18 protein-coding genes and 1 pseudogene are annotated in these 19,167 nt (G+C 75.8%); 15 read left to right on the top strand and 4 right to left on the bottom strand.

What is annotated here, in order from left to right:
- Together TEK04_RS08750 and TEK04_RS08745 are read right to left on the bottom strand one after the other, a co-directional pair.
- Positions 1-690, bottom strand: a complete 690-nt coding sequence (locus tag TEK04_RS08750; RefSeq protein ID WP_336403947.1) for a metal ABC transporter ATP-binding protein — start codon at positions 688-690, stop codon at positions 1-3.
- A complete protein-coding gene (locus tag TEK04_RS08745; RefSeq protein ID WP_336403946.1) occupies positions 687-1,517 on the bottom strand; it encodes a metal ABC transporter solute-binding protein, Zn/Mn family in 831 nt (276 codons plus the stop codon). Before TEK04_RS08745 ends, TEK04_RS08750 begins: the two co-directional genes overlap by 4 nt.
- Positions 1,518-1,728: 211 nt before the next feature.
- Between TEK04_RS08745 and TEK04_RS08740 the strand changes: the two genes are divergently transcribed.
- From TEK04_RS08740 to TEK04_RS08725, 4 genes are read left to right on the top strand one after another with little or no spacing between them, the layout of a single operon-like run.
- Entirely contained in the window at positions 1,729-2,523 is a 795-nt protein-coding gene (locus TEK04_RS08740; protein ID WP_336403945.1) for an ATP-binding cassette domain-containing protein, read from the top strand.
- A complete protein-coding gene (locus tag TEK04_RS08735; RefSeq protein ID WP_336403944.1) occupies positions 2,520-3,302 on the top strand; it encodes an ABC transporter ATP-binding protein in 783 nt (260 codons plus the stop codon). The genes TEK04_RS08740 and TEK04_RS08735 overlap by 4 nt, the downstream gene beginning before the upstream one ends.
- 41 nt (positions 3,303-3,343) lie before the next feature.
- Entirely contained in the window at positions 3,344-4,861 is a 1,518-nt protein-coding gene (locus tag TEK04_RS08730; RefSeq protein ID WP_336403943.1) for an ABC transporter substrate-binding protein, read from the top strand.
- 28 nt (positions 4,862-4,889) lie between these two features.
- Positions 4,890-6,641 (top strand): ABC transporter permease subunit, encoded by a 1,752-nt coding sequence (locus TEK04_RS08725; RefSeq protein WP_336403942.1) that lies wholly within the window; start codon positions 4,890-4,892, stop codon positions 6,639-6,641.
- Positions 6,642-6,928: 287 nt separating this feature from the next.
- Here TEK04_RS08725 and TEK04_RS08720 read toward each other — a convergent pair.
- Positions 6,929-7,387: pseudogene (locus TEK04_RS08720) on the bottom strand (class I SAM-dependent methyltransferase); the annotation flags it as partial.
- 47 nt (positions 7,388-7,434) lie between these two features.
- Here TEK04_RS08720 and TEK04_RS08715 point away from each other — a divergent pair.
- From TEK04_RS08715 to TEK04_RS08680, 8 genes are all read left to right on the top strand, one after another.
- The gene (locus TEK04_RS08715; RefSeq protein ID WP_336403941.1) at positions 7,435-8,580 is read left to right on the top strand and encodes a FecCD family ABC transporter permease; all 1,146 of its coding nucleotides are present in this window, start codon (positions 7,435-7,437) and stop codon (positions 8,578-8,580) included.
- Positions 8,577-9,377 carry an ABC transporter ATP-binding protein gene (locus tag TEK04_RS08710; protein ID WP_336403940.1) on the top strand — a complete coding sequence of 267 codons (801 nt, stop codon included), beginning with the start codon at positions 8,577-8,579 and terminating at the stop codon, positions 9,375-9,377. Before TEK04_RS08715 ends, TEK04_RS08710 begins: the two co-directional genes overlap by 4 nt.
- Positions 9,374-10,360, top strand: coding sequence for an ABC transporter substrate-binding protein (locus TEK04_RS08705; RefSeq protein ID WP_336403939.1), 987 nt, complete (start codon positions 9,374-9,376; stop codon positions 10,358-10,360). The genes TEK04_RS08710 and TEK04_RS08705 overlap by 4 nt, the downstream gene beginning before the upstream one ends.
- Positions 10,357-11,568 carry a GTP-binding protein gene (locus TEK04_RS08700; protein WP_336403938.1) on the top strand — a complete coding sequence of 404 codons (1,212 nt, stop codon included), beginning with the start codon at positions 10,357-10,359 and terminating at the stop codon, positions 11,566-11,568. The genes TEK04_RS08705 and TEK04_RS08700 overlap by 4 nt, the downstream gene beginning before the upstream one ends.
- A 5-nt stretch (positions 11,569-11,573) precedes the next feature.
- On the top strand, positions 11,574-12,284 hold the full coding sequence (locus TEK04_RS08695) for a class I SAM-dependent methyltransferase (RefSeq protein ID WP_336403937.1): 711 nt from the start codon (positions 11,574-11,576) through the stop codon (positions 12,282-12,284).
- The gene (locus TEK04_RS08690; RefSeq protein ID WP_336403936.1) at positions 12,281-13,540 is read left to right on the top strand and encodes an MFS transporter; all 1,260 of its coding nucleotides are present in this window, start codon (positions 12,281-12,283) and stop codon (positions 13,538-13,540) included. Before TEK04_RS08695 ends, TEK04_RS08690 begins: the two co-directional genes overlap by 4 nt.
- A gap of 209 nt (positions 13,541-13,749) precedes the next feature.
- Entirely contained in the window at positions 13,750-14,679 is a 930-nt protein-coding gene (locus tag TEK04_RS08685; RefSeq protein ID WP_336403935.1) for a permease, read from the top strand.
- Positions 14,676-15,479: a TIGR03943 family putative permease subunit gene (locus TEK04_RS08680; protein WP_336403934.1), complete on the top strand. Its 804-nt coding sequence runs from the start codon at positions 14,676-14,678 to the stop codon at positions 15,477-15,479. The genes TEK04_RS08685 and TEK04_RS08680 overlap by 4 nt, the downstream gene beginning before the upstream one ends.
- On the opposite strand, the gene aztA is transcribed toward TEK04_RS08680, so the two are convergent.
- Entirely contained in the window at positions 15,467-16,120 is a 654-nt protein-coding gene (aztA, locus tag TEK04_RS08675) for a zinc ABC transporter ATP-binding protein AztA (RefSeq protein WP_336403933.1), read from the bottom strand. The two genes, TEK04_RS08680 and aztA, sit on opposite strands and share 13 nt — an antisense overlap.
- Before the next feature lie 49 nt (positions 16,121-16,169).
- On the opposite strand from aztA, the gene aztB reads away from it, so the two are divergent.
- Genes aztB through aztC form a run of 3 tightly spaced genes read left to right on the top strand, consistent with a single transcriptional unit; the run spans position 16,170 to position 19,161 of the window.
- Complete coding sequence (gene aztB / locus TEK04_RS08670) at positions 16,170-17,009, top strand: zinc ABC transporter permease AztB (protein ID WP_336403932.1); 840 nt, start codon at positions 16,170-16,172, stop codon at positions 17,007-17,009.
- 29 nt (positions 17,010-17,038) lie between these two features.
- Entirely contained in the window at positions 17,039-18,253 is a 1,215-nt protein-coding gene (locus tag TEK04_RS08665) for a hypothetical protein (RefSeq protein WP_336403931.1), read from the top strand.
- Positions 18,250-19,161, top strand: coding sequence for a zinc ABC transporter substrate-binding protein AztC (gene aztC / locus TEK04_RS08660; RefSeq protein ID WP_336403930.1), 912 nt, complete (start codon positions 18,250-18,252; stop codon positions 19,159-19,161). The genes TEK04_RS08665 and aztC overlap by 4 nt, the downstream gene beginning before the upstream one ends.
- Positions 19,162-19,167: the final 6 nt, after the last annotated feature.

Below are 19,167 nucleotides of genomic sequence, written 5' to 3'. Positions count from 1 at the left end.
TCAGCCCACCGCACCGCTCAGCGGCACCGGGGTGGGGTGCCCCAGGGAGACCGTGCGGGTCAACACCGGGGCCAGCGGGCCGACCTCGTGGAGGACGACGACGATCCCGACGCCGGTGGCCGAGAGCCCGGCGAGCGTGGCGGCGAGGACCTGCTGGGCCGCTGCGTCGACACCGGCGGTCGGTTCGTCGAGCACCAGCAGCTCCGGGTCACCGGCCAGCGCCCGGGCCACGAGCGCCCGGCGGTGCTGGCCGCCCGACAGCTCGGCGAGCTGGCGGTGGCCGTCCCCGGCCAGGCCGGCGCCCTCCAGCGCGCAGTCCACCCCGCACCGGTCGGCCTCGGTGAACCGCTGCCACGGTCGGAGCCGGGGGAGCCGGCCGGTCGCGACCAGCTCGCGCACCGTGACGGGCATCCCGGCGGTCACCGCGGTCCGCTGCGGCACGTAGCCGACCCTGCGCCAGTCGCGGAACCGGTCCAGCGGGGTGCCGAACAGCTCGACCCGGCCCCGGACGAGCCCGCCGAGCCCGAGGACCGTGCGCACCAGCGTGGACTTCCCGGTGCCGTTCGCGCCGCGGACGGCGACCACGTCCCCGGGGCCCACCTCGAGGTCCAGCCCGCCGAGCACGGCGCGCCCGTCGTGGCCGACCGCGGCACCGCGCACGGCCAGCAGCGGTGCGTCCGGACGGCTCACGAGCACCCCTGCCCGGAGCGCAGGCTCGCCAGGTTGGCCCGCATGACCGACAAGTAGTCGTCGCCGGCCGACTCGTCGGTGAGACCCTCGACGGGGTCCAGCAGCTGGGTCTGCGCGCCCGTCTCGCGGGCCACGGTCTCGGCCACGGCCGGGCTGACCAGGGTCTCGTAGTAGATGGTGCGCACCCCGTGGTCGCGGACGAAGTCCGCGGTGCTCGTCAACGCCCCCGGCCCGGGCTCCTCGTCGGGTGCCAGGCCGTTGATGGCCACCTGCGTCAGGTCGTAGGCGCGGGCCAGGTAGCCGAACGCGCTGTGCCCGGTGACCAGGTCGCGACTGGCGCACTCGGCGAGTCCGTCCCGGAACTCCTGGTCCAGCTGCTCGAGGTCGTCGCGCACCGAGGCCGCGTTGGCGGCGAAGGTGTCGGCACCGGCCGGGTCGACCTCGGCCAGCGACGCGGCCAGCGCATCGGCGACGTCGGCCACCCGCTGGGGGTCCAGCCAGAAGTGCGGGTCGACGACGCCCTCGCCGTGCTCCTCCTCGCCGTGCTCCTCCTCGCCGTGCTCGTGCCCTTCGTAGCGCAGGTCGAGGTCGGCGGAGCCGGCCGCGTCGAAGACCCCCTCGGCGCTGCGCTGGGCGACCGCGTCGTCCACCGAGGACTGCAGGTCGGAGAGGTACACGACGGCATCGGCGTCGGCGACGGTCGCGACGTCGCGCGGGGTCAGCTCGTAGTCGTGCGGCTCGGCACCGGCCGGGGTCAGGGAGGAGACCGACCCGAGGTCACCGACGACCCGCTCGCTGATCCACTGCAGGGGGTAGAAGGAGGCCACCACCTGCACCCCGTCGGTGCCAGGGTTCGATGCGTCGGACCCGCAGCCGACCAGACCCGCGGCGAGCCCGAGGACGAGGGAAGCAGGGAGGAGGCGGAGGACAGGCGCATGACGACGAGGCACCGGCCGATGGTGCCTTTAGATGAGAACGATTCTCAAAGTTGATGCACTCCGTCCGCCTGCGGCGTGAGGGCCGTCTCACCCTATGCTGTTGGCAACGGTTCTCGATCCCAGTGGCGGGCCGTCCCCGGCCGCCCTCGACGTGCACGACCTGGTGGTCGACGTCGGTGGCGCACGCCTCCTCGACGGGATCACCTTCTCGGTGCCGCCCGAGTCCCGGACCGCTCTGGTCGGCGCCTCGGGCTCGGGCAAGTCGATGACCGCGGGCGCCGTCGTGGGCCGCCTCCCGCTGACCGCCACGGCCACCGGGTCGGTGCGGGTGGCCGGCACGGAGGTGCTCGGGGTGCCGGCGGCGCGCCGCCGAGCCGCCGGCCGGGTCGCCGCCGTCGCCCAGGACCCGCTGTCGGCGCTCAACCCGCTCGTGCCCATCGGGACGCAGCTGACCATGCCGCTGCGCCGGCGGGCCGGGCTCCGCGGGTCAGCTGCCCGGGCGCGGGCGCGGGAGCTGCTCCTGTCCGTGGGCCTGGACGATCCCGACCGGGTGCTGGGCAGCGTGGCCGGCGAGCTCTCCGGAGGTCAACGACAGCGCGTGTGCACCGCCATCGCGCTCGCGTCGGAGGCATCCCTCCTGGTGGCCGACGAACCCACCACCGCCCTCGACCTGGTCACCCAGGCGCAGGTGGTCGACGTCCTGCGCCGGCACACCCGGTCCACGGCACTGCTGTTCATCACCCACGACGTCGCCGTGGCCGCCGCGCTGTGCGACCGCGTCGTGGTCCTGGAGCACGGCCGCGTCGTCGAGCAGGGGCCGACGACCGAGCTGGTCTCGGCGCCGAGCTCGGACCACCTGCGCGAACTGGTGTGCGCCGCCCGGGCGGCCGCATGACGACGGCCTCGCCGGTGCTGAGCGCCGACGACCTCTGGCGCAGCTACCCCGGCACCCGGCGGCGGAGGACCCGGACCGAGGCGCTGCGCGGCGTGCACCTGGCGCTGCAACCCGGTGAGCGGCTGGGGCTGGTCGGCAGCTCGGGGTCGGGCAAGTCGACCCTGCTGCGCTGCCTGCTGGCCCTGGACGCGCCCGACACCGGGACGGTGACCTGCGCCGGCCGGCCGGTGCGGCCGGGCCCGGTCCGCACGCTGCGGTGGTACCGCCGCCAGGTGCAGTACGTCCCGCAGGACCCCGGCAGCACCCTGGACCCACGGATGACGGTCGGCGCCCTCGTCGCCGAGCCGTTGCGCCACCTCGCCGTGCCGGGGGACCACCGGGACGCCGTGGCCACCGCGCTCGACCGCGTCCGCCTCAGCCGCACGCTCCTGGCGCGTCGCCCCGGTGAGCTGTCCGGGGGGCAGGCGCAGCGGGTGGCCCTGGCCCGCGCGCTCGCGCCCTCCCCCGACGTCCTGCTGGCCGACGAGCCGGTCAGCGGTCTGGACCTGGCCGTGCGCGAGCAAGTGGTGGCCCTGCTCGCCGAGCTCTCCGCCACCTCGGGACTGGCCCTGCTGCTGGTCTCCCACGACCTGTCCGTGGTCTCCCGGCTGTGCACCCGCACGGTCGTCCTGGACGAGGGCCGGGTCGTCGAGGACAGGCCCACCGCCGCGCTGGTCACCGACCCGCGCGCGCCCGCCACCCGGGCACTGGTCGACGCCGTCGTCCGGCTGCCCGCCTGATCACCCGCTCCACCCCCGCTCCCCGACCCTGAGGAACGACGATGTCTGCTGTCCCCACCCACCGACGACCGTGGTTGCGCACCGGCGCGGTCACCACCGCGGCCGCGCTGCTGCTCAGCGGCTGCTTCAGCTCCGGCTCGACCGACGCCGGCGGCGAGGCCGCCGACGGGCGGATCTCCCTGGCCATGCTCCAGCCGCCGCGCTCGGGCCTGTCACCGCTGTCCGACGACGCGTTCAAGCTCTCCCGCTGGTCGACCGCCGAGACCCTGGTCGTGCTGGACGCCGACGGCGAGGCCCAGCCGGCGCTCGCCACGGACTGGGCCCAGGTCGACGACCGGACCTGGCGGTTCACCGTCCGCTCCGGCGTGACCTTCCACGACGGCACGGAGCTCACCGCCGAGCAGGCCGCCGCCTCGCTCACCGCCGCGACCGAGGCCGCCCCGCAGCCGCGGATCCTGGACGGTGTCGACCTGACCGCGGTGGCCGACGGCGACGACGTCGTCGTGACCACCGGGACGCCGGACCCGTTGGTGCCCCAGCGCCTGTCCAGCCCCCAGCTGGCGGTGCTGGCCGCGTCCGCCTACGCCGCCGACGGCACCGTGTCCCCGGTCGGCACCGGCACCGGGCCCTTCGAGCTCGTCGCCGTGGACGGCACCTCGGGGGCCACGCTGGACCGCTTCGACGACTACTGGGGCCAGCCGGCGTCCGCCAGCGGCATCGACGTCGACTTCGTGCCCGACGGCACCGCCCGGGCCGCGGCACTGCGCACCGGCACCGCCGACGTCGTCGAGGCCGTGCCGGTCTCGCAGGCCGGCCTGCTCGACCCCGAGCTGGTGCACGAGGTGCCGATGCCGCGCACGAACACGCTCTACCTGAACACCGCGAGCGGCCCCTTCGCCGACCCGGCCATCCGCGGGGCGGCCCAGGCCGCACTCGACCGCGCCACCGTCGTCGACACCGTCTACGAGGGCCGGGCCGACATCGCCGAGGGCCTGCTGGGCCCGGCCTTGCCGTGGGCCGCCGAGGGCCGGGGCGAGCTCGCGCTGCCGGCGGCCGGCACGGTGCCCGCGGGCACGGCGATCACGCTGGGCACCTTCACCGACCGCGCCGAGCTGCCCGAGGTCGCCGTCCTGGTGCAGCAGCAGCTCGAGGCGGTGGGTTTCACGGTCACCCAGGACGTCCGCGAGTACGCCTTCATCGAGGCCGACGCGCTGGCCGGTGCCTTCGACGCCTTCATCCTGTCCCGGGCCACGGTGCTCGACTCCGGTGACCCGGTCGCCTACATGACCAGCGACTTCTCCTGCGAGGGCTCGTTCAACATCAGCCAGCTGTGCGACCCGGCCGTCGACGCCGCCCTCGAGGCGGCGGCCGCGGCACCGGCCGGCCCGCAGCGCCGGGCCTTGGCCCTCGAGGCCGAGGCCGCGGTCCTGGCCACCGGTGCCGCCGTCCCGATGCTGCACGAACGCGTCATCCAGGGCGAGCAGGCCGGCGTCTCCGGCGCGGCGCGCGACCCGCGGGAGCGCGTGCTGATCACGTCCGAGACCACCGCCGGGGACTGACGTGGGCGACCGGGCACGACGCGCCGTGGTGACGGCGTCCCGACTGCTGTCCCTGGCCGGGGTGGTGGCCCTCGTGGGCGCGCTCCCCTGGCTGTCCGGGCGCAGCCCGGAGCTGTCGGTGCTGCGTGCCCGGTCCGCGGAGCAGGAGGCCACCCCGGAGGCGCTGGCTGCCATCCGGGCCGACCTCGGGCTCGACCAGGGGCCCCTCGCCCTGCTGCGGTCCTGGCTGGGCGGGGTGGTCCGGGGGGACTTGGGCACCTCGTGGGTGTCGGGGCGACCGGTGGGGCCGAGCATCGTCGCCGCCGCCGGCGTCTCGCTGACCCTGGTGCTGTTCGCCGTGGTCGTGGCCGTGGTCACCGCGGCCGTGCTGTGCACGCCGGCGTTGCGCCGGGTGGTCCGCGGCGAGCCCGGTCGCCCCTCGGGGGTCGCCGGGGCGGCCCTCACCGCGTTGCCGGAGTTCCTGCTGGCCTCGGTCCTGCTCGTGGTGGGTGCGGTCTGGCTGGGCTGGTTCCCGCCCTACGGTTGGGACGGCCCCTCCTCGGCAGTGCTGCCGGCCCTGGCGATGGGCCTGCCCGCCGGGGGGCTCGTCGGCCGGTTGCTGGCCGACGCGATCAGCGCGGCCAGCAGCGAGCGCTGGATCGTGTCCTGGCAGGTGGCCGGCGCCCCGGGCGGCCAGGTCGCCCGGGCCGTGGTCCGCCGGGTCCTGCCCGCACTGACCACGCAGATCGCGCTGGTGCTGGTCGGGCTGACCGGTGGCGCGGTGGCCGTGGAACAGGTCTTCGCCATCCCCGGACTGGGCCGGTTGACCCTCGGCGCCGCGCAGTCCCAGGACCTACCGGCCCTGCAGGCAGGCATGCTGGTCCTGCTCGGCATCTCGGCCGTCTTCGGCATCGCGGCCAGCGCGCTGCGCGTGCTCCTGCTGGGGCGGGCCGTGCGCAGCGGTTCGGTGCCGGTCGCGGACCCGACCTCGATCTGGCGCCCGCGCGACTGGGTGCTGCCCGGTGCCTGCCTGGCCCTGCTGGTCGGCACGGTGGCAGCCGGTCTCGGCCGGGACCCGTTCACCTCGGCCCACCCCCGCCTGGCCGGACCGAGCTGGGCGTTGCCCTTCGGGGCAGACGCCAGTGGGCGCGACCTGCTCGCCCGGGTCGCGCACGGCGCGGTGGACACCGTCGGCACGGCCCTCGTCGTCACCGCCGTCAGCCTGCTGGTCGGCCTGCTCGTCGGGCTCCTCCCCCGCGCCTCGGTCGGTCCGGTCGAGGTGGCCAACGCCGCGCCGCCGGTCATCGTCGGCGTCCTGGTGGCCGCCGTGGCCGGCTCCTCCCTGACCGGGGCCGCCGTCGCCGTGGCGCTCGTCAGCTGGGCGCCGGTGGCCGCGTACGTGGCCGCCGCCGGGACCGAGGTGCGGGCGTCGGCGCACGTCCGCGTCCTGCCCGTGCTCGGCCTCGGACCGGCGGCCGTGACCTGGCGGCACGTCGTCCCCGCCCTGCTGGGCCCGGTCACCCGCAACGCCGTGCTCCGGCTGCCCGGCATCGCCCTGGCGCTGGCCGCCCTGGGTTTCCTGGGGCTCGGGCCCACCCCGCCGAGCCCCGAGTGGGGTCTGCTGCTGGCCGAGGGGCTGCCCTACGTGGAGCGGGCGCCGTGGGCCGCGTTCGCGCCGGCGGGCGCCCTGGTCGTCACCGCCGTGCTGGCGGTGTCGCTGTCGGGCTGGTCCCGCCGGCGGCCCAGGGCGACCAGCGAGGTGGCGTCGAGCGGGGCACCGCCGGTGATGGCCGCCAGGTAGCGCTCGCGGACGCGGTCCACGTCGGCGGGCGACAGCCCGGCCAACAGCCCGCGGAACCCCGAGCCGAGCACGAGGGACCACAGCGGGACCGGCTCGGCCCGGACGGCGTGCGGCACCTCGGTGACCACGACGTCGACGGCCCCCCGCTCGGTGAACCAGCCGGTGAGCGCCTCGGCGTGGCCCAGGCGTTCGGCGACACCGCTGGCCGACGGGACAGCCGCCGGTTCTCCGCGCACGTCGGCGACGGCGTCCAGCAGCGCCTGGCCCGCGGTGCGCAGCGCCCCCGTGCGCCAGACGGTCACCGCAACCCGCCCCCCCGGCCGCGCGCGCCGCACCAGGTGCTCGGTGCCGGCCTCGGGATCGGGGAGGAAGAACACGCCGAGCACGCACTGCACCAGGTCGTACCCGTCGGGCTGCCAGCTGGTGACGTCGGCGACGTGCACCCGCAGCTGCGGGTGCACACCGCGGCTGCGCTCGGCCTCGCGCAGCGCGATCGATGCGGCGGGCCGGGACAGGTCGACGGCGTCCACCCGGCCGTGATCGCCCACCGCGCGCGCCGCAGGCAGGGCCGACGGCCCGGTGCCGCAGCAGGCGTCGAGCACCCGCTCGCCTGGCTGCGGCCGCGTGCGAGCCAGGGTCCCGGCCGCGACCGGGTCCCACAGGTACGGGGCCAGCAGCCGGGCGTCCTCGGCGGCGGCGTCGAACGCCCCCAGGTCGGCAGCGGGTCGGTGGAGTCCAGGGGGCATACCCCCAGTCTGCACATGGTTATCGTTCCCAGCTAGGGTTCCCGGCCGTGGACCTCCCCCCGCCCGTCGCCGGCCTGGCCCCCGCCCGGGTCACCGGGTCGGTCGCACCCGCGCCGAGCGCCCCGGCCCGGGACGTCGCCGCGGCCGACCGGTCCGCCCGTCGCAGGTACCGCAGGCTGCTGCTCACCCTGCTGGTCGCGAGCCCCGTCGTCCTGGTCCTGGCCGCCGGGGCCGGTGCCGTGCCCATACCACCGGCCGACGTCCTCGCCGTCCTCCGGGCGCACCTGCTCGGCGGGCCCGTGGGCGAGCCGGTCGTGGACCAGATCATCTGGCAGGTCCGGGTGCCCCGGGTGCTGCTCGCCTTCGTGGTCGGCGCCGCGCTGGCCGTCGCCGGGGCCGTCCTGCAGGCCGTCGTCCGCAACCCGCTCGCCGAGCCCTACGTGCTGGGCGTGTCGGCCGGGGCGTCCCTGGCCGCGGTCGCCGTGCTCACCCTCGGCGGGCTGACCTCGGGCACCGCTCTGGCATCGCTCGGGGTGCCGGGGGCCGCCTTCCTGGGCGCCCTGGCCACCCTGGTCGCGGTGGTCGCCCTGGGCCGCCGGGCCGGTCGGCTGGACCCCGCACGCCTGCTGCTGGCCGGGGTCGCCCTGTCCTACCTGCTGCAGGCAGCCACCAGCTGGCTGCAGCTGCGCTCGGCACCCAACCAGCTGGCGGCCGTCCTGTTCTGGCTGCTGGGCACCGTGGGCGGGGCCGACTGGGGCGACCTCGCACTGCCCACCGCGGTGCTCGTGCTGGCCACGACCTGGCTGGTCCTGCAGGGCCGGTCGCTCAACGCCCTGCTCGCCGGGGACGACGTCGCAGCCTCCCTCGGCGTGGCGGCCGACCGGGTCCGGCTGCAGCTGCTGGTGGTCGCCGCCGCCCTCACCGCGGTGGTCATCTCCGTCGCCGGCGGCGTCGGGTTCGTCGGCCTGGTCGCTCCGCACTGCGTCCGGTTGCTCGTCGGGCCCGAGCACCGCCGGCTGCTGCCGGCCACCGCGTTGCTGGGCGGGGCGTTCCTGGTGCTGGCCGACCTGGTCGGCCGGCTGGTCGCCGCACCCCTGGAGCTACCGCTCAACGTGGTCACCGCGGTGGCCGGGGTGCCGTTCTTCCTGGTGCTGCTGCGCCGGTCCACCCGCATCCCGGGCGGCGGCGCGTGAGCCGGCTGCGACTGCGGGGACTGGGCGTCGAGCTCGGTGGCGCCACGGTCGTCGACGCGCTCGACCTTGACTGCCCCGCGGGCAGCGTCGTCGGGTTGCTCGGGCCCAACGGCAGCGGGAAGTCCACCGTGCTGCGCACGGTCTACCGAGCCCTGCGGCCCACCTCCGGCGCCGTCCTGGTCGACGACGAGGACGTGCTGTCCGACCTCGACGCCCGGGCGCACGCCCGCCTGGTCGCGGCGATGACCCAGGACCAGGGACCCGGGTTCGACTTCACCGTGCTCGAGGTGGTCAGCACCGGTCGCGTGCCGCACCAGAGCTCCTTGGCCCGCGAATCGCGCACCGACCGGGACCTGGTGGCCGGCGCCCTGGCCCGGGTGGGCATGGCCGCGCTGGCGGGGCGGTCCTTCGCCGAGCTGTCCGGCGGGGAGAAGCAGCGGGTGCTGCTGGCCCGCGCCCTGGTCCAGCAGCCCCGGGTGCTCGTCCTCGACGAGCCCACCAACCACCTCGACGTCGCCACCCAGCTCGCCCTGCTCGAGCTCGTCCGGGGTCTCGGGGTCACCGTGCTGGCCGCACTGCACGACCTGAACCTGGCCGCCACCTACTGCGACGCCGTCCACCTGCTGCACGACGGCGTGGTGGTCGCCTCGGGCACCCCCGACGACGTGCTCACCGAGGAGCGCATCGCCGCTGTCTTCGGCGTCGCGGCCCACCGCTCCCGACACCCGACCACCGGCCGCCTGCACCTGTCCTTCTCCCCCCTCCCTTCCCCCTTTCATCCTGGAGTTCCCCTGTGACCCGCCGTGCCCTGCCCGCCGCCCTGTTCGCCACCTTGGCCGCAGCCCTGTCCCTGACCGCCTGCTCCGGCGGGGACGCCGACCCCGCGCCCGGCGCGGCCGGCAGCTCCACCGACGCGGTGACGGTGCAGAACTGCGGCCGGGACGTCGTCTTCGATTCCCCACCCCAGCGCATCGTGTCCGGCTGGCCCACCAGCACCGAGCTGCTGCTCGAGCTCGGGCTCGGCGACCGGCTGGTCGGGCAGTACAACACCGCCTCCTCCCAGGGCGATCCGCTGCCGCAGTACGCCGAGGCCTACGCCGCCGTCCCGGTGCTGAGCGACGCCGCGCCCACCCGCGAGACCCTGCTGGCCGCCGCGCCGGACCTCATCTGGGCCGACGGCAGCTACCTGTTCGACGGCCAGCAACTCCCCACCATCGACGAGCTCGCCGCGCAGGGCACCCAGGTGCTCGTGCTGTCCGGGTTCTGCGACGACGGCGGCACCTCCGCGGTGACCGACGTCGACGACGACCTGGACACCCTCGGCGCCGCGCTGGGCGTCACCGACCAGACCGACGCCCTGCGGGACCAGGTCGACGGCCAGCTCGCCGACATCGAGGCCAGCACCGCCGATCTGGCTCCGGTCGACGCCGCGGTCATCAGCACCTACGAGGGCACCGTCTACACCTACGAGGGCGTCTACAGCGACATGCTGGAGCGGGCCGGCGGGGCCAACGTGCTGGCCGGCACGCTGCCCGAGGGCACCTACTTCGGCGAGCTGTCCGCCGAGCAGCTGCTGGCCACCGACCCGTCGGCCCTGGTCTACCTGCTCTCCGGCGACGAGACCCCCGAGGCCGCCCGCGCCCTGCTGCAGCAGGACTTCCCGAGCCTGTCCGCGGTGGCGGCCGACCGGCTGGTCTTCCTGCCGCAGATCGACTCCACCAACCTGCGCGTGGTCGACGGCGTGCAGAGCCTGGCCGACCAGCTCGCTCAGCTGCGATGAGCCGCGTGCCCGCCGTGCCCGCCGCGCCGGCCCGACTGCCGGTCACCGTGCTCTCCGGGTTCCTCGGAGCGGGCAAGACCACCCTGCTGAACCGGGTGCTGGCCAACCGCGAGGGCCTTCGGGTGGCGGTCATCGTCAACGACATGAGCGAGATCAACCTGGACGCCGAGCTGGTGGCCGGCAGCGGGTCGCTCTCGCGCACCGAGGAGCGGTTGGTCGAGATGACCAACGGGTGCATCTGCTGCACCCTGCGGGAGGACCTGCTCGAGGAGGTCGCGGCCCTCGCCGCCGCCGGCCGGTTCGACCACCTGCTCATCGAGAGCAGCGGCATCTCCGAGCCCCTGCCGGTGGCCGCCACCATCTCCTTCCCCCGCGACGACGGCGCGACGCTGGACGAGGTGGCCGAGCTGGACACCATGGTCACCGTCGTCGACGCGGCCAACCTGCTCACCGAGCTCGACGCCGGCACGGCCCTGGCCGACCGCGGGTTGGCCGCCTACGAGGACGACGAGCGCACCGTCACCGACCTGCTGGTCGACCAGATCGAGTTCGCCGACCTGCTGGTGCTGTCCAAGACCGACCTGGTCGCCCCGGCCGAGGCCGACCGGGTGGCGGCCGTGCTGCAGCGGCTGAACCCGTCCGCCCGGCTGCTGCGCGCCAGCCACGGCGACGTTCCGGTCGGCGAGCTGGTCGGCGCCCGCCTGTTCGACCTGGAACGGGCCCAGCAGGCACCGGGCTGGGTTGCCGAGCTCAACGGCGACCACGTGCCCGAGACCGAGGAGTACGGCATCTCCAGCGTCGTCTTCCGAGCCGACCGGGCCTTCCACCCCGGCCGGTTGTGGGAGTTCGTCACCGAGACCCTCGACGACGGGACGCTGGGCCGGGTGCTGCGCTCCAAGGGTTTTTGCTGGCTGGCCACCCGGCCCGGCACCACCGCGCTGTGGTCGCACGCCGGGTCGGTCTTCCGGCTCGAGCCCTCCGGCGTCCGCGACGGCGAGACCGCCGGTCAGGAGCTGGTGCTCATCGGCGTCGATCTGCGCCACGACGCCGTCCTCGCCGCCCTCGACCGCTGCCTCCTGGCCGACGGCGAGGAGCCGGGAGAGGACCCGTTCCCGCCCTGGGCCGACGACGACGGCACCGGCCACGACCACCTGCACGACCACCTGCACGACCACCTGCACGGGGTCGCCCCCGTTCCGGCGCGGTGACGTCCGTGGCCGGGACGTCCACCCAGGCCCTGCCCGACGGCAGCACCGCTGCCGCCTGGGTCGACCGCTGGCGCGACCTCATGGCCGGCTGGCTGCCCGAGCAGGAGCAGGTGTGGGCGCAGGTCGGGGATCTGGTCGCCGAGGCCACCGCCGGCACACCGGTCCGGCTGGTCGACCTCGGGTGCGGACCGGCGACGATGGCCTGCGTGCTGGCCGACCGCTTCCCGGCCGCCGAGGTCTGGGGCGTCGACGCCGACCCGGCGGCGCTGCAGGTCGCGGCCCTCGCCGCACCGGGCCGGGTGCGCACCATCGAGCACGACCTGCGGGGGACGGGCTGGTCCAGGCCGCTGCCCGGGCCGGCCGACGCGGTGGTCAGCTGCTGCGCCCTGCACATGGTCGGCGCGGCGGGCTATCGCAGCGTCGCAGGGGAAGCCGCCCGGGCACTGCGCCCGGGCGGGTTGTTCGTCGACGTCGACCTGCACGGTGACGCCGAACCTGCCCGATCGGCCATGCCCGTCGCCGACACGGTGGGCCGCTACGCCGCCGACCTCGCCCGCGCGCTGGGCCGACCCTCCCCGGCCGACCGCAGCGGCCAGGCCGACCCACCACCGGTGCCGCCCGGCGACCGCGCCGGGACGCTGCTGGCAGCCGGGTTCAGCCACGTCTCCGTCCGGGCCCCGGGCCCGAGGTGCTCGCTCGTGGTGGCCCGCCGGTGAGCACGGCCACGACCCCGGTGCCGCTGCGCCGGGACCCTGCTTTCCTGCGCTTCCTAGCTGCCCGCACCGTGGCGGTCGCCGGCGCCGCGGTCACCGGCGTCGCGCTGCCGCTGCTGGTGTTCCGGCTCAGCGGCTCGGCGTTCCTGACCGCCGCGGTCTCCGCCGTCGCCGTCCTGCCCTACCTGGTGTTCGGGCTGGTCGCCGGGGCGCTGGCCGACCGGGTGGACCGCCGCCGGCTGATGCTGGGCTGCCAGGCCGTCGCCGGCACCGCGCTGGCCACCGTCCCGCTCGCCGCCGCGCTCGACGTGCTCACGGTAGGGCACGTCCTGGCGGCCGCGGCCGTGCTGTTCACCGCCTTCGTCTGGTTCGACGCGGCCTCCTTCGGTGCGCTCCCCCGGCTGGTCGGTCGGAGCCGGCTGCCCGAGGCCAACAGCCTGGTGTTCACCTCGGCCAGCGTCGTCGACGTGTCCTTCCCTGCTGTGGCCGGGCTGCTCATCGCGCTGGTCGGCCCCGCCTTCGCCCTCGGCCTGGATGTGCTGTCCTACCTGGTCGCCGGCCTGCTCATCGCCTCGATCCGGGTGCCGCTGTCCGATGCCCGCCGGCCGCCGGCGGCGGAGGGTCCCGGTCTCCTCGCCCGCACCGCCGGCGACATCCGGGAGGGCCTGGTCTTCCTGTGGCAGCAGCCGGTGGTGCGGGCGCTGTCGCTCTTCGGGTTCGGGCAGTCGCTGAGCGCCGGCGCGGTGACCGGGCTGCTGGTCGTCTACGGGGTGGACGGGCTCGGCCTGGACCCCGGTTCCGGGCTGGTGGGTGGGCTCTACGTCGCCGTCGCCGCCGGCGGGCTGATCGCCGGGGCCTCGCTGACCCCGCTCAGCCGCCGGGTGCCGGTCGGCTGGATCACGATCGCGGCCTACGCGGCCAACGCCGTGCTGCTGCTGGCCCTGGCGCTGACCACCGTGGTGGTGCCGGCGCTGGCGCTGCTGGTGGCGTGGTCGACGGCGTCGGTGCTCTCGATTGTCAACGGGATCACCACGCGGCAGCGGGTCACCCCCGACGCCCTGCAGGGCCGGGTCAACACCACCGCCCGGATGATCGCCTGGGGCGGCGCGCCGGTCGGCGCGCTGACCGGGGGCGCCGTGGCCGGCGCCACCGACGTCCGCACGGCGTTCCTGGTGGCCACCGTCGGGGTCGGGCTGTCCGCGGTGCTGTCGACGGCCTCCCCCCTGCGCCGCCGCCGGCTGCTCCCTGAAGGCGCCTGACCGGTCGCCGCTCGGCGAGGTGCCACGATCCGTGGCTGTATCGTGACAACCTGCTTCTGATCTGGTGTGGCCGACCCGCATCGGGGAAGGAGCCAACCGTGCCGAGCAGCCCGGCGGTCGACCGACCGCGCAGGCCCGTCGCGGGCCCCCGCCCTGCGCCGCGACGGCGCCAGCCCACCCCGCGACGCCGAGGGCTGCGATCGGGTGACGTGCTCGGCATCGTCGTCGCGCTCGTCCTGGTCGGCCGGTACGTCGTCCCCGACCTCTTCGACGGACCGGTGCTGGCCGCCTGGTCCACCGTGTTCGTCGCGGTCTGCCTGCAGGCGCTGCCCTTCCTGGTGCTGGGCGTGCTGCTGTCGGGCGCCATCGCCACGCTGGTGCCGGCGTCGTTCTTCACCAGGGCCCTGCCCTCGCGCCCGCAGCTCGCGGTGCCGGTCGCCGGTGCGGCCGGGGTCGTGCTGCCCGGCTGCGAGTGCGCCTCGGTCCCGGTCGCGGGCAGCCTGGTCCGGCGCGGGGTCAGCCCGGCTGCGGCGCTGGCCTTCCTGCTGTCGGCACCGGCCATCAACCCCATCGTGCTGGTCGCCACCGCGGTGGCCTTCCCTGACGACCCCGAGATGGTGGCCGCGCGCTTCGTCGCCTCGCTGCTGGTCGCCGTCCTGATGGGCTGGCTGTGGCACGCCCTGGGCCGGGACGACTGGCTCGTGCTGCGTCACCGACCGGAGGTGCCGACCGGCACCGGGCGGTGGGCGGCCCTGCTCAGCTCGGCCCGGCACGACCTGCTGCACGCCGGCGGTTTCCTGGTCGTCGGCGGAGCGACCGCCGCCACCCTGAACGTGCTGGTGCCGAGGTCGTGGCTGGAGGCGGTGGCCGACCACTCGGTGCTGGCGGTGCTCGTCCTGGCCGTCCTCGCCGTGGTGCTGGCCATCTGCTCGGAGGCCGACGCCTTCGTCGCCGCCGGGCTGACCAGCTTCTCCCTGACTGCCCGCCTCACCTTCCTGGTCGTCGGCCCCGCGGTGGACGTCAAGCTCATCGCGCTGCAGGCCGGCACCTTCGGTCCCCGGTTCGCGCTGCGCTTCGCACCGGCCACCTTCGTCGTCGCGGTCCTCTGCGCCCTCGCCGTCGGGTGGGCGCTGCTGTGAGCCGCACCGTGCAGCACCTCGTCCTGCTCCTGCTCGGCGCGGTGACCCTGAGCGTCTCGCTCGGGCAGGACTACTTGTCCTACGTGAAGGGCGGCTACCGGCCGGTGCTCGTCGTCGCCGGCGCCCTCGTCGTCCTGCTCGCCCTGCACGGGCTGCTCCGCGGTTCCTCCGAACGGGTCTACCACCGGCTCGGCGGGCTGCTGTACGACTCCGCGCGCAGCCGGGCGCCCCAGCCCCGACGAGGGGGACGGGACGAACACGACCACCAGCACGAGCACGCACCTCGGGTGGCCTGGCTGCTGCTGGCGCCCGTCGCCGTCCTGCTCGTGGTCGCACCTTCCGCACTCGGGGCCTTCACGGCTGCCCGGCAGGCCGCCCCGGCGCCGGTTGCCGAGACCGCACTCGCCCAGGTCGCCACCAACGTCACCGGGCTCGGCCCCGACGACGAGGGCCGGCCCTACCGGACGATGGCGCTGATGGCCTACGCCATCTGGTCGCGGGGCAACCCGGACGCGTTCGAGGGGCGCCAGGTCAGGCTCGAGGGCTTCCTCACCCCGCGGGCCGGGGGCGGCTGGTACGTCAGCCGGATCCTGATCAGCTGCTGCGCGGCCGACGCCATCCCCGTGTCGGTGGTGCTCGACGGGCCGGCCACCGAGGACTGGCAGGCCGACCAGTGGGTCGAGGTCATCGGCCACTGGGCCCCGCCGCAGCTGCACCCCACCGGCGGCTACCCCGAGGCCGTCATCACCGTGGACGAGGTCACCCCGACCGACCGGCCGGCCGACAGCTACGAGGACTGAGCCCTCGGGTTCGTGACCACCCGGCCGCCGGCCAGCGCCAGCACGGCGTCGGCCCGGCCGACGGCCTCCTCCGCGTGGGTGGCGTGCACGACGAGCGCACCCCGCTCGGCCTCGGCCGCGAGCGCGGCCAGGACCGCGTCCAGGGTGCCGGCGTCGACGCCGGCCGTCGGTTCGTCGACCAGCAGGACGTCGGCGCGGCACACCAGCCCCTGCCCCACCAGCGCGCGCTGGCGCTGACCGCCGGAGACCGCCGACAGCGGCCGGCGCAGCAGGCCGGTCAGCTCCAACCGCTCGGCCACCTGGGCGACCAGCGCCCGGTCGCCGTCGCGCAGCCGCCGCCAGGGTCCCCGCTCGCGCCACCGGCCCATGGTCAGCGCGTCGCCGACGGTGACCGGCAGGTCGTCGGGCACGGCACTGCGTTGCGGGACGTAGGCGACCGACCGACCGGCCAGTCCCTCCACCCGGCCCGAGGTGGGCGCGCGGACCCCGGCCAGCACGTCGAGCAGGGTCGACTTCCCGGCTCCGTTGGGCCCGACGAGTGCTGTCACCGAGCCCGGCCCGAGCCGCGCGGTGACGTCGGCGAGGGCGTGGACGTCGCCACGCCGGACCCCGAGGCGGTCGAGGTCGATGCCCGTGCTCACCACCCCACCCTAGGGGTAGCGGGAATCATTCCCAGTAGGGTGGCTCGTCGTGGCCTGGCTCCTGGAACCGTTCGCCGTCCCGTTCATGCAGCGGGCACTGCTGGGCGGGACCGTGGCCGCGGTCATCTGCGCCGTGGTCGGCACGTGGGTCCTCGTGCGCGGGATGGCCTTCCTCGGCGAGGCCCTCGCGCACGGCATGCTGCCCGGCGTCGCCGTGGCCACCCTGGCCGGCTGGCCGCCGGTCCTGGGCGCGGCGGCCAGCGCCGCGGTGATGAGCGTGGGTGTCGGCGCGGTGGCCCGTCGGGCCCGGTTGTCCTCCGACACCGCCATCGGCCTGCTGTTCGCCGGCATGCTCGCCCTGGGCGTGGTCATCGTGTCCCGGTCACGGTCGTTCGCCACCGACCTCACCTCCATCCTGTTCGGTGACGTGCTGGCCATCCGCACCGCGGACATCGCCCTGCTGGCCGGCGCGCTGGTCGTCGTGCTCGCGGCGTCCCTGGTGCTGCACCGCCCCTTCCTGGCGCTGTGCTTCGACACCCGCACCGCCGCCGTGCTGGGCATGCGCCCGCGCGCCGCCCACGTGGCGATGGTGCTGCTCGTCGCCACCGCCGTCGTCGTGTCCTACCAGGCGCTGGGCGCGCTGCTGGTCGTCGCGCTGCTGCTGGCCCCCTCGGCAGCCACCCGGCAGTGGACGCACCGGTTGCCCCCGACCGTGGCCCTGGGTGCCGTCTTCGGCGCCGTCTCCGTCGCCGCCGGCCTCCTGCTGTCCTGGCACGCCGGCACCGCCGGCGGCGCATCCATCGCCCTGTGCGCCGTGGCCCTGGTGGCCCTGTCCGTCGCGGCCCGCTCCGTCGCGGCCCGGTCGGCCGCCGTCCCCACCCGCTCGTGACCCCCCACCCCCCGAACCTGGAGGACCCCGTGCACCACCCGAACCGGACCCGTCGACACCGCTGGTGGGTCGGCGCGGCGTCCGCGCTCGCGCTCACCGCCTGCGGCGGCGAGCCCTCCGCCCCGTCCGCCGAGAGCTCCCCCTCGGCCACCCCGCACGGCTATGTGGCCGGCGCCGCGGAGCTGTCCGAACCCCAGCTGCAGCTGGCCTACACCGACGCGGCCGGGTCCGCGCACGCCCTGGACCTGCTGACCGGGGAGAGCACCGAGCTCGGTGAGCTGGGGCCGGTGGACACCATGGCCACCGACGGCCGGTTCCTCTTCACCACCTCGGCGAGCGGCGGCGAGCTGACCGTCGTCGACACCGGCACGTGGACGGTCGACCACGGCGACCACGTGCACTACTACCGGGCCCCCGCCCGGGTGGTCGGGACGATGACCTGGGACGGCGACGTCCAAACGGCGTCCTCGGAGACCCTCACCGCCGTGTTCTCCCCCACCACCGGGACCGGCGTCGTCCTCGACCGCGCCGCGCTCGGCGAGGGCGAGCTGACCGAGCTCGCCTCCGTGGGGTCCGAGCCCCACGACGGTGCCCTGGTCCCGCTCGGCAACCACGTCGTGGCCACCGACGGGACGTCGGTGCGCGGGCTGGACGCCGACGGTGCGCCGCTGCCCGACGCCGAGGCGCCCTGCGCGGACCCCCGCGGCGGGCACGCCACCCGCGTCGGGGTCGTGGTCTCCTGCGCGGACGGCGCCGTGCTGGCCACCGAGGCCGAGGGCGGCCTGGAGTTCGAGCAGATCCCCTACCCGGTCGCCGTCGACGACGCCGACCGCGCCGCCGGGCTGGACAACCGCCCGGGCCGGCCGTCGGTGGCCGCACCGGCGGGGGACCAGGGCGTGTGGCTGCTGGACACCCGCGCCCGCAGCTGGCAGCTGGTGCCGACCCCGACCCCGTGGGTGACCGCCGTGGCCGCCGACGACGACGCCGACCGGGTGGTCGGCGTGGACAGCACGGGCCAGGTCGTGGTGCTGGACCCCGCCACCGGGGTGGTGACCGGCACCGGTCCGCTGCTGCCGGTCGACCGGCTGGCCGAGGTGGACGTGCACGTCGACGCCGACCGCACGTACCTCAACGTCCCGGGGACCACGGACCTGTTGGAGATCGACCACGCCGACGGCGCCCGGGTGGCCCGCACGCTGGCCGCCGAGGTCGTCCCGGCCCACCTCGCGGAGACCGGCCGATGAGGCGGCTGGCCGGCGGGCTGGTCGCCGTCCTGGCGAGCGCCGTCGTCCTCGCCGGGTGCGGGGCCGGGGGCGCCGATGACCGGCCGCTGGTGGTGGTCACCACCAACATCCTCGGCGACGTCGTCGGCGAGCTCGTCGGTGACCAGGCCGAGGTGGTGACCCTGATGCCGGCGGGGGCGGACCCGCACTCCTTCGAGGTCTCCGCCCAGGAGGCCGCGCGGATGCGCCAGGCCGACCTGCTGGTCTCCAACGGACTGGGCCTGGAGGAGGGCGTCACGGGCCAGGTCGAGGCCGCCCGCGAGGACGGCGTGGTCGTCGTCGAGGCCGGCGACGCGGTGCAGACCGTCGAGTGGACCACCGAGGACGCCACCGGTGTCGACCCGCACTTCTGGACCGACCCGGCGCAGATGCTCGCCGTCGTCGACACCGTGTCCGCCGCGCTCGCCCAGCACGTCGACGGCGTGGACGGCGACCAGTTGGCCGCCGACACGGCCGCCTACCGCGCCGAGGTGGAGGACCTGGACACCTGGATGGTCGACCAGCTGGCCCGCGTGCCCGAGCCGCGGCGCAACCTGGTCACCAACCACCACGTGTTCGGCTACCTGGCGCAGCGCTTCGGCTACACCGTCGTCGGCGCCGTCATCCCCAGCGGGTCGACCCTGGCCTCGCCCAGTGCCCGCGACCTCGACGAGCTCGCCGGTGCCATCCGCGACGCCGGGGTGTCGACCCTGTTCGCCGACTCGTCGCAGTCCGACCGGCTGGTGCAGGTGCTGGCCGAGCAGGCCGGGCTCGACGTCGCGGTCGTGCCGCTGTTCACCGAGTCGCTCACGCCACCCGGCGGCGGAGCAGCGACCTACCTGGAGATGATGCGCGCCAACACCGAGGACATCGTGGCGGGGCTCGCATGACCCCGC

The sequence above is a fragment of the Klenkia sesuvii genome (assembly GCF_037083825.1).
GTDB classification, from domain to species: Bacteria; Actinomycetota; Actinomycetes; order Mycobacteriales; family Geodermatophilaceae; genus Klenkia; species Klenkia sesuvii.
This window is presented reverse-complemented; position numbering and strand designations above follow the sequence as displayed.

Bases quoted from the DNA above. Each gene is read 5' to 3' on its own strand.
- TEK04_RS08735 (WP_336403944.1), top strand. From the start codon at position 2,520: ATGACGACGGCCTCGCCGGTGCTGAGCGCCGACGACCTCTGGCGCAGC.
- TEK04_RS08730 (WP_336403943.1), top strand. From the start codon at position 3,344: ATGTCTGCTGTCCCCACCCACCGACGACCGTGGTTGCGCACCGGCGCG.
- TEK04_RS08700 (WP_336403938.1), top strand. From the start codon at position 10,357: ATGAGCCGCGTGCCCGCCGTGCCCGCCGCGCCGGCCCGACTGCCGGTC.
- aztC (WP_336403930.1), top strand. From the start codon at position 18,250: ATGAGGCGGCTGGCCGGCGGGCTGGTCGCCGTCCTGGCGAGCGCCGTC.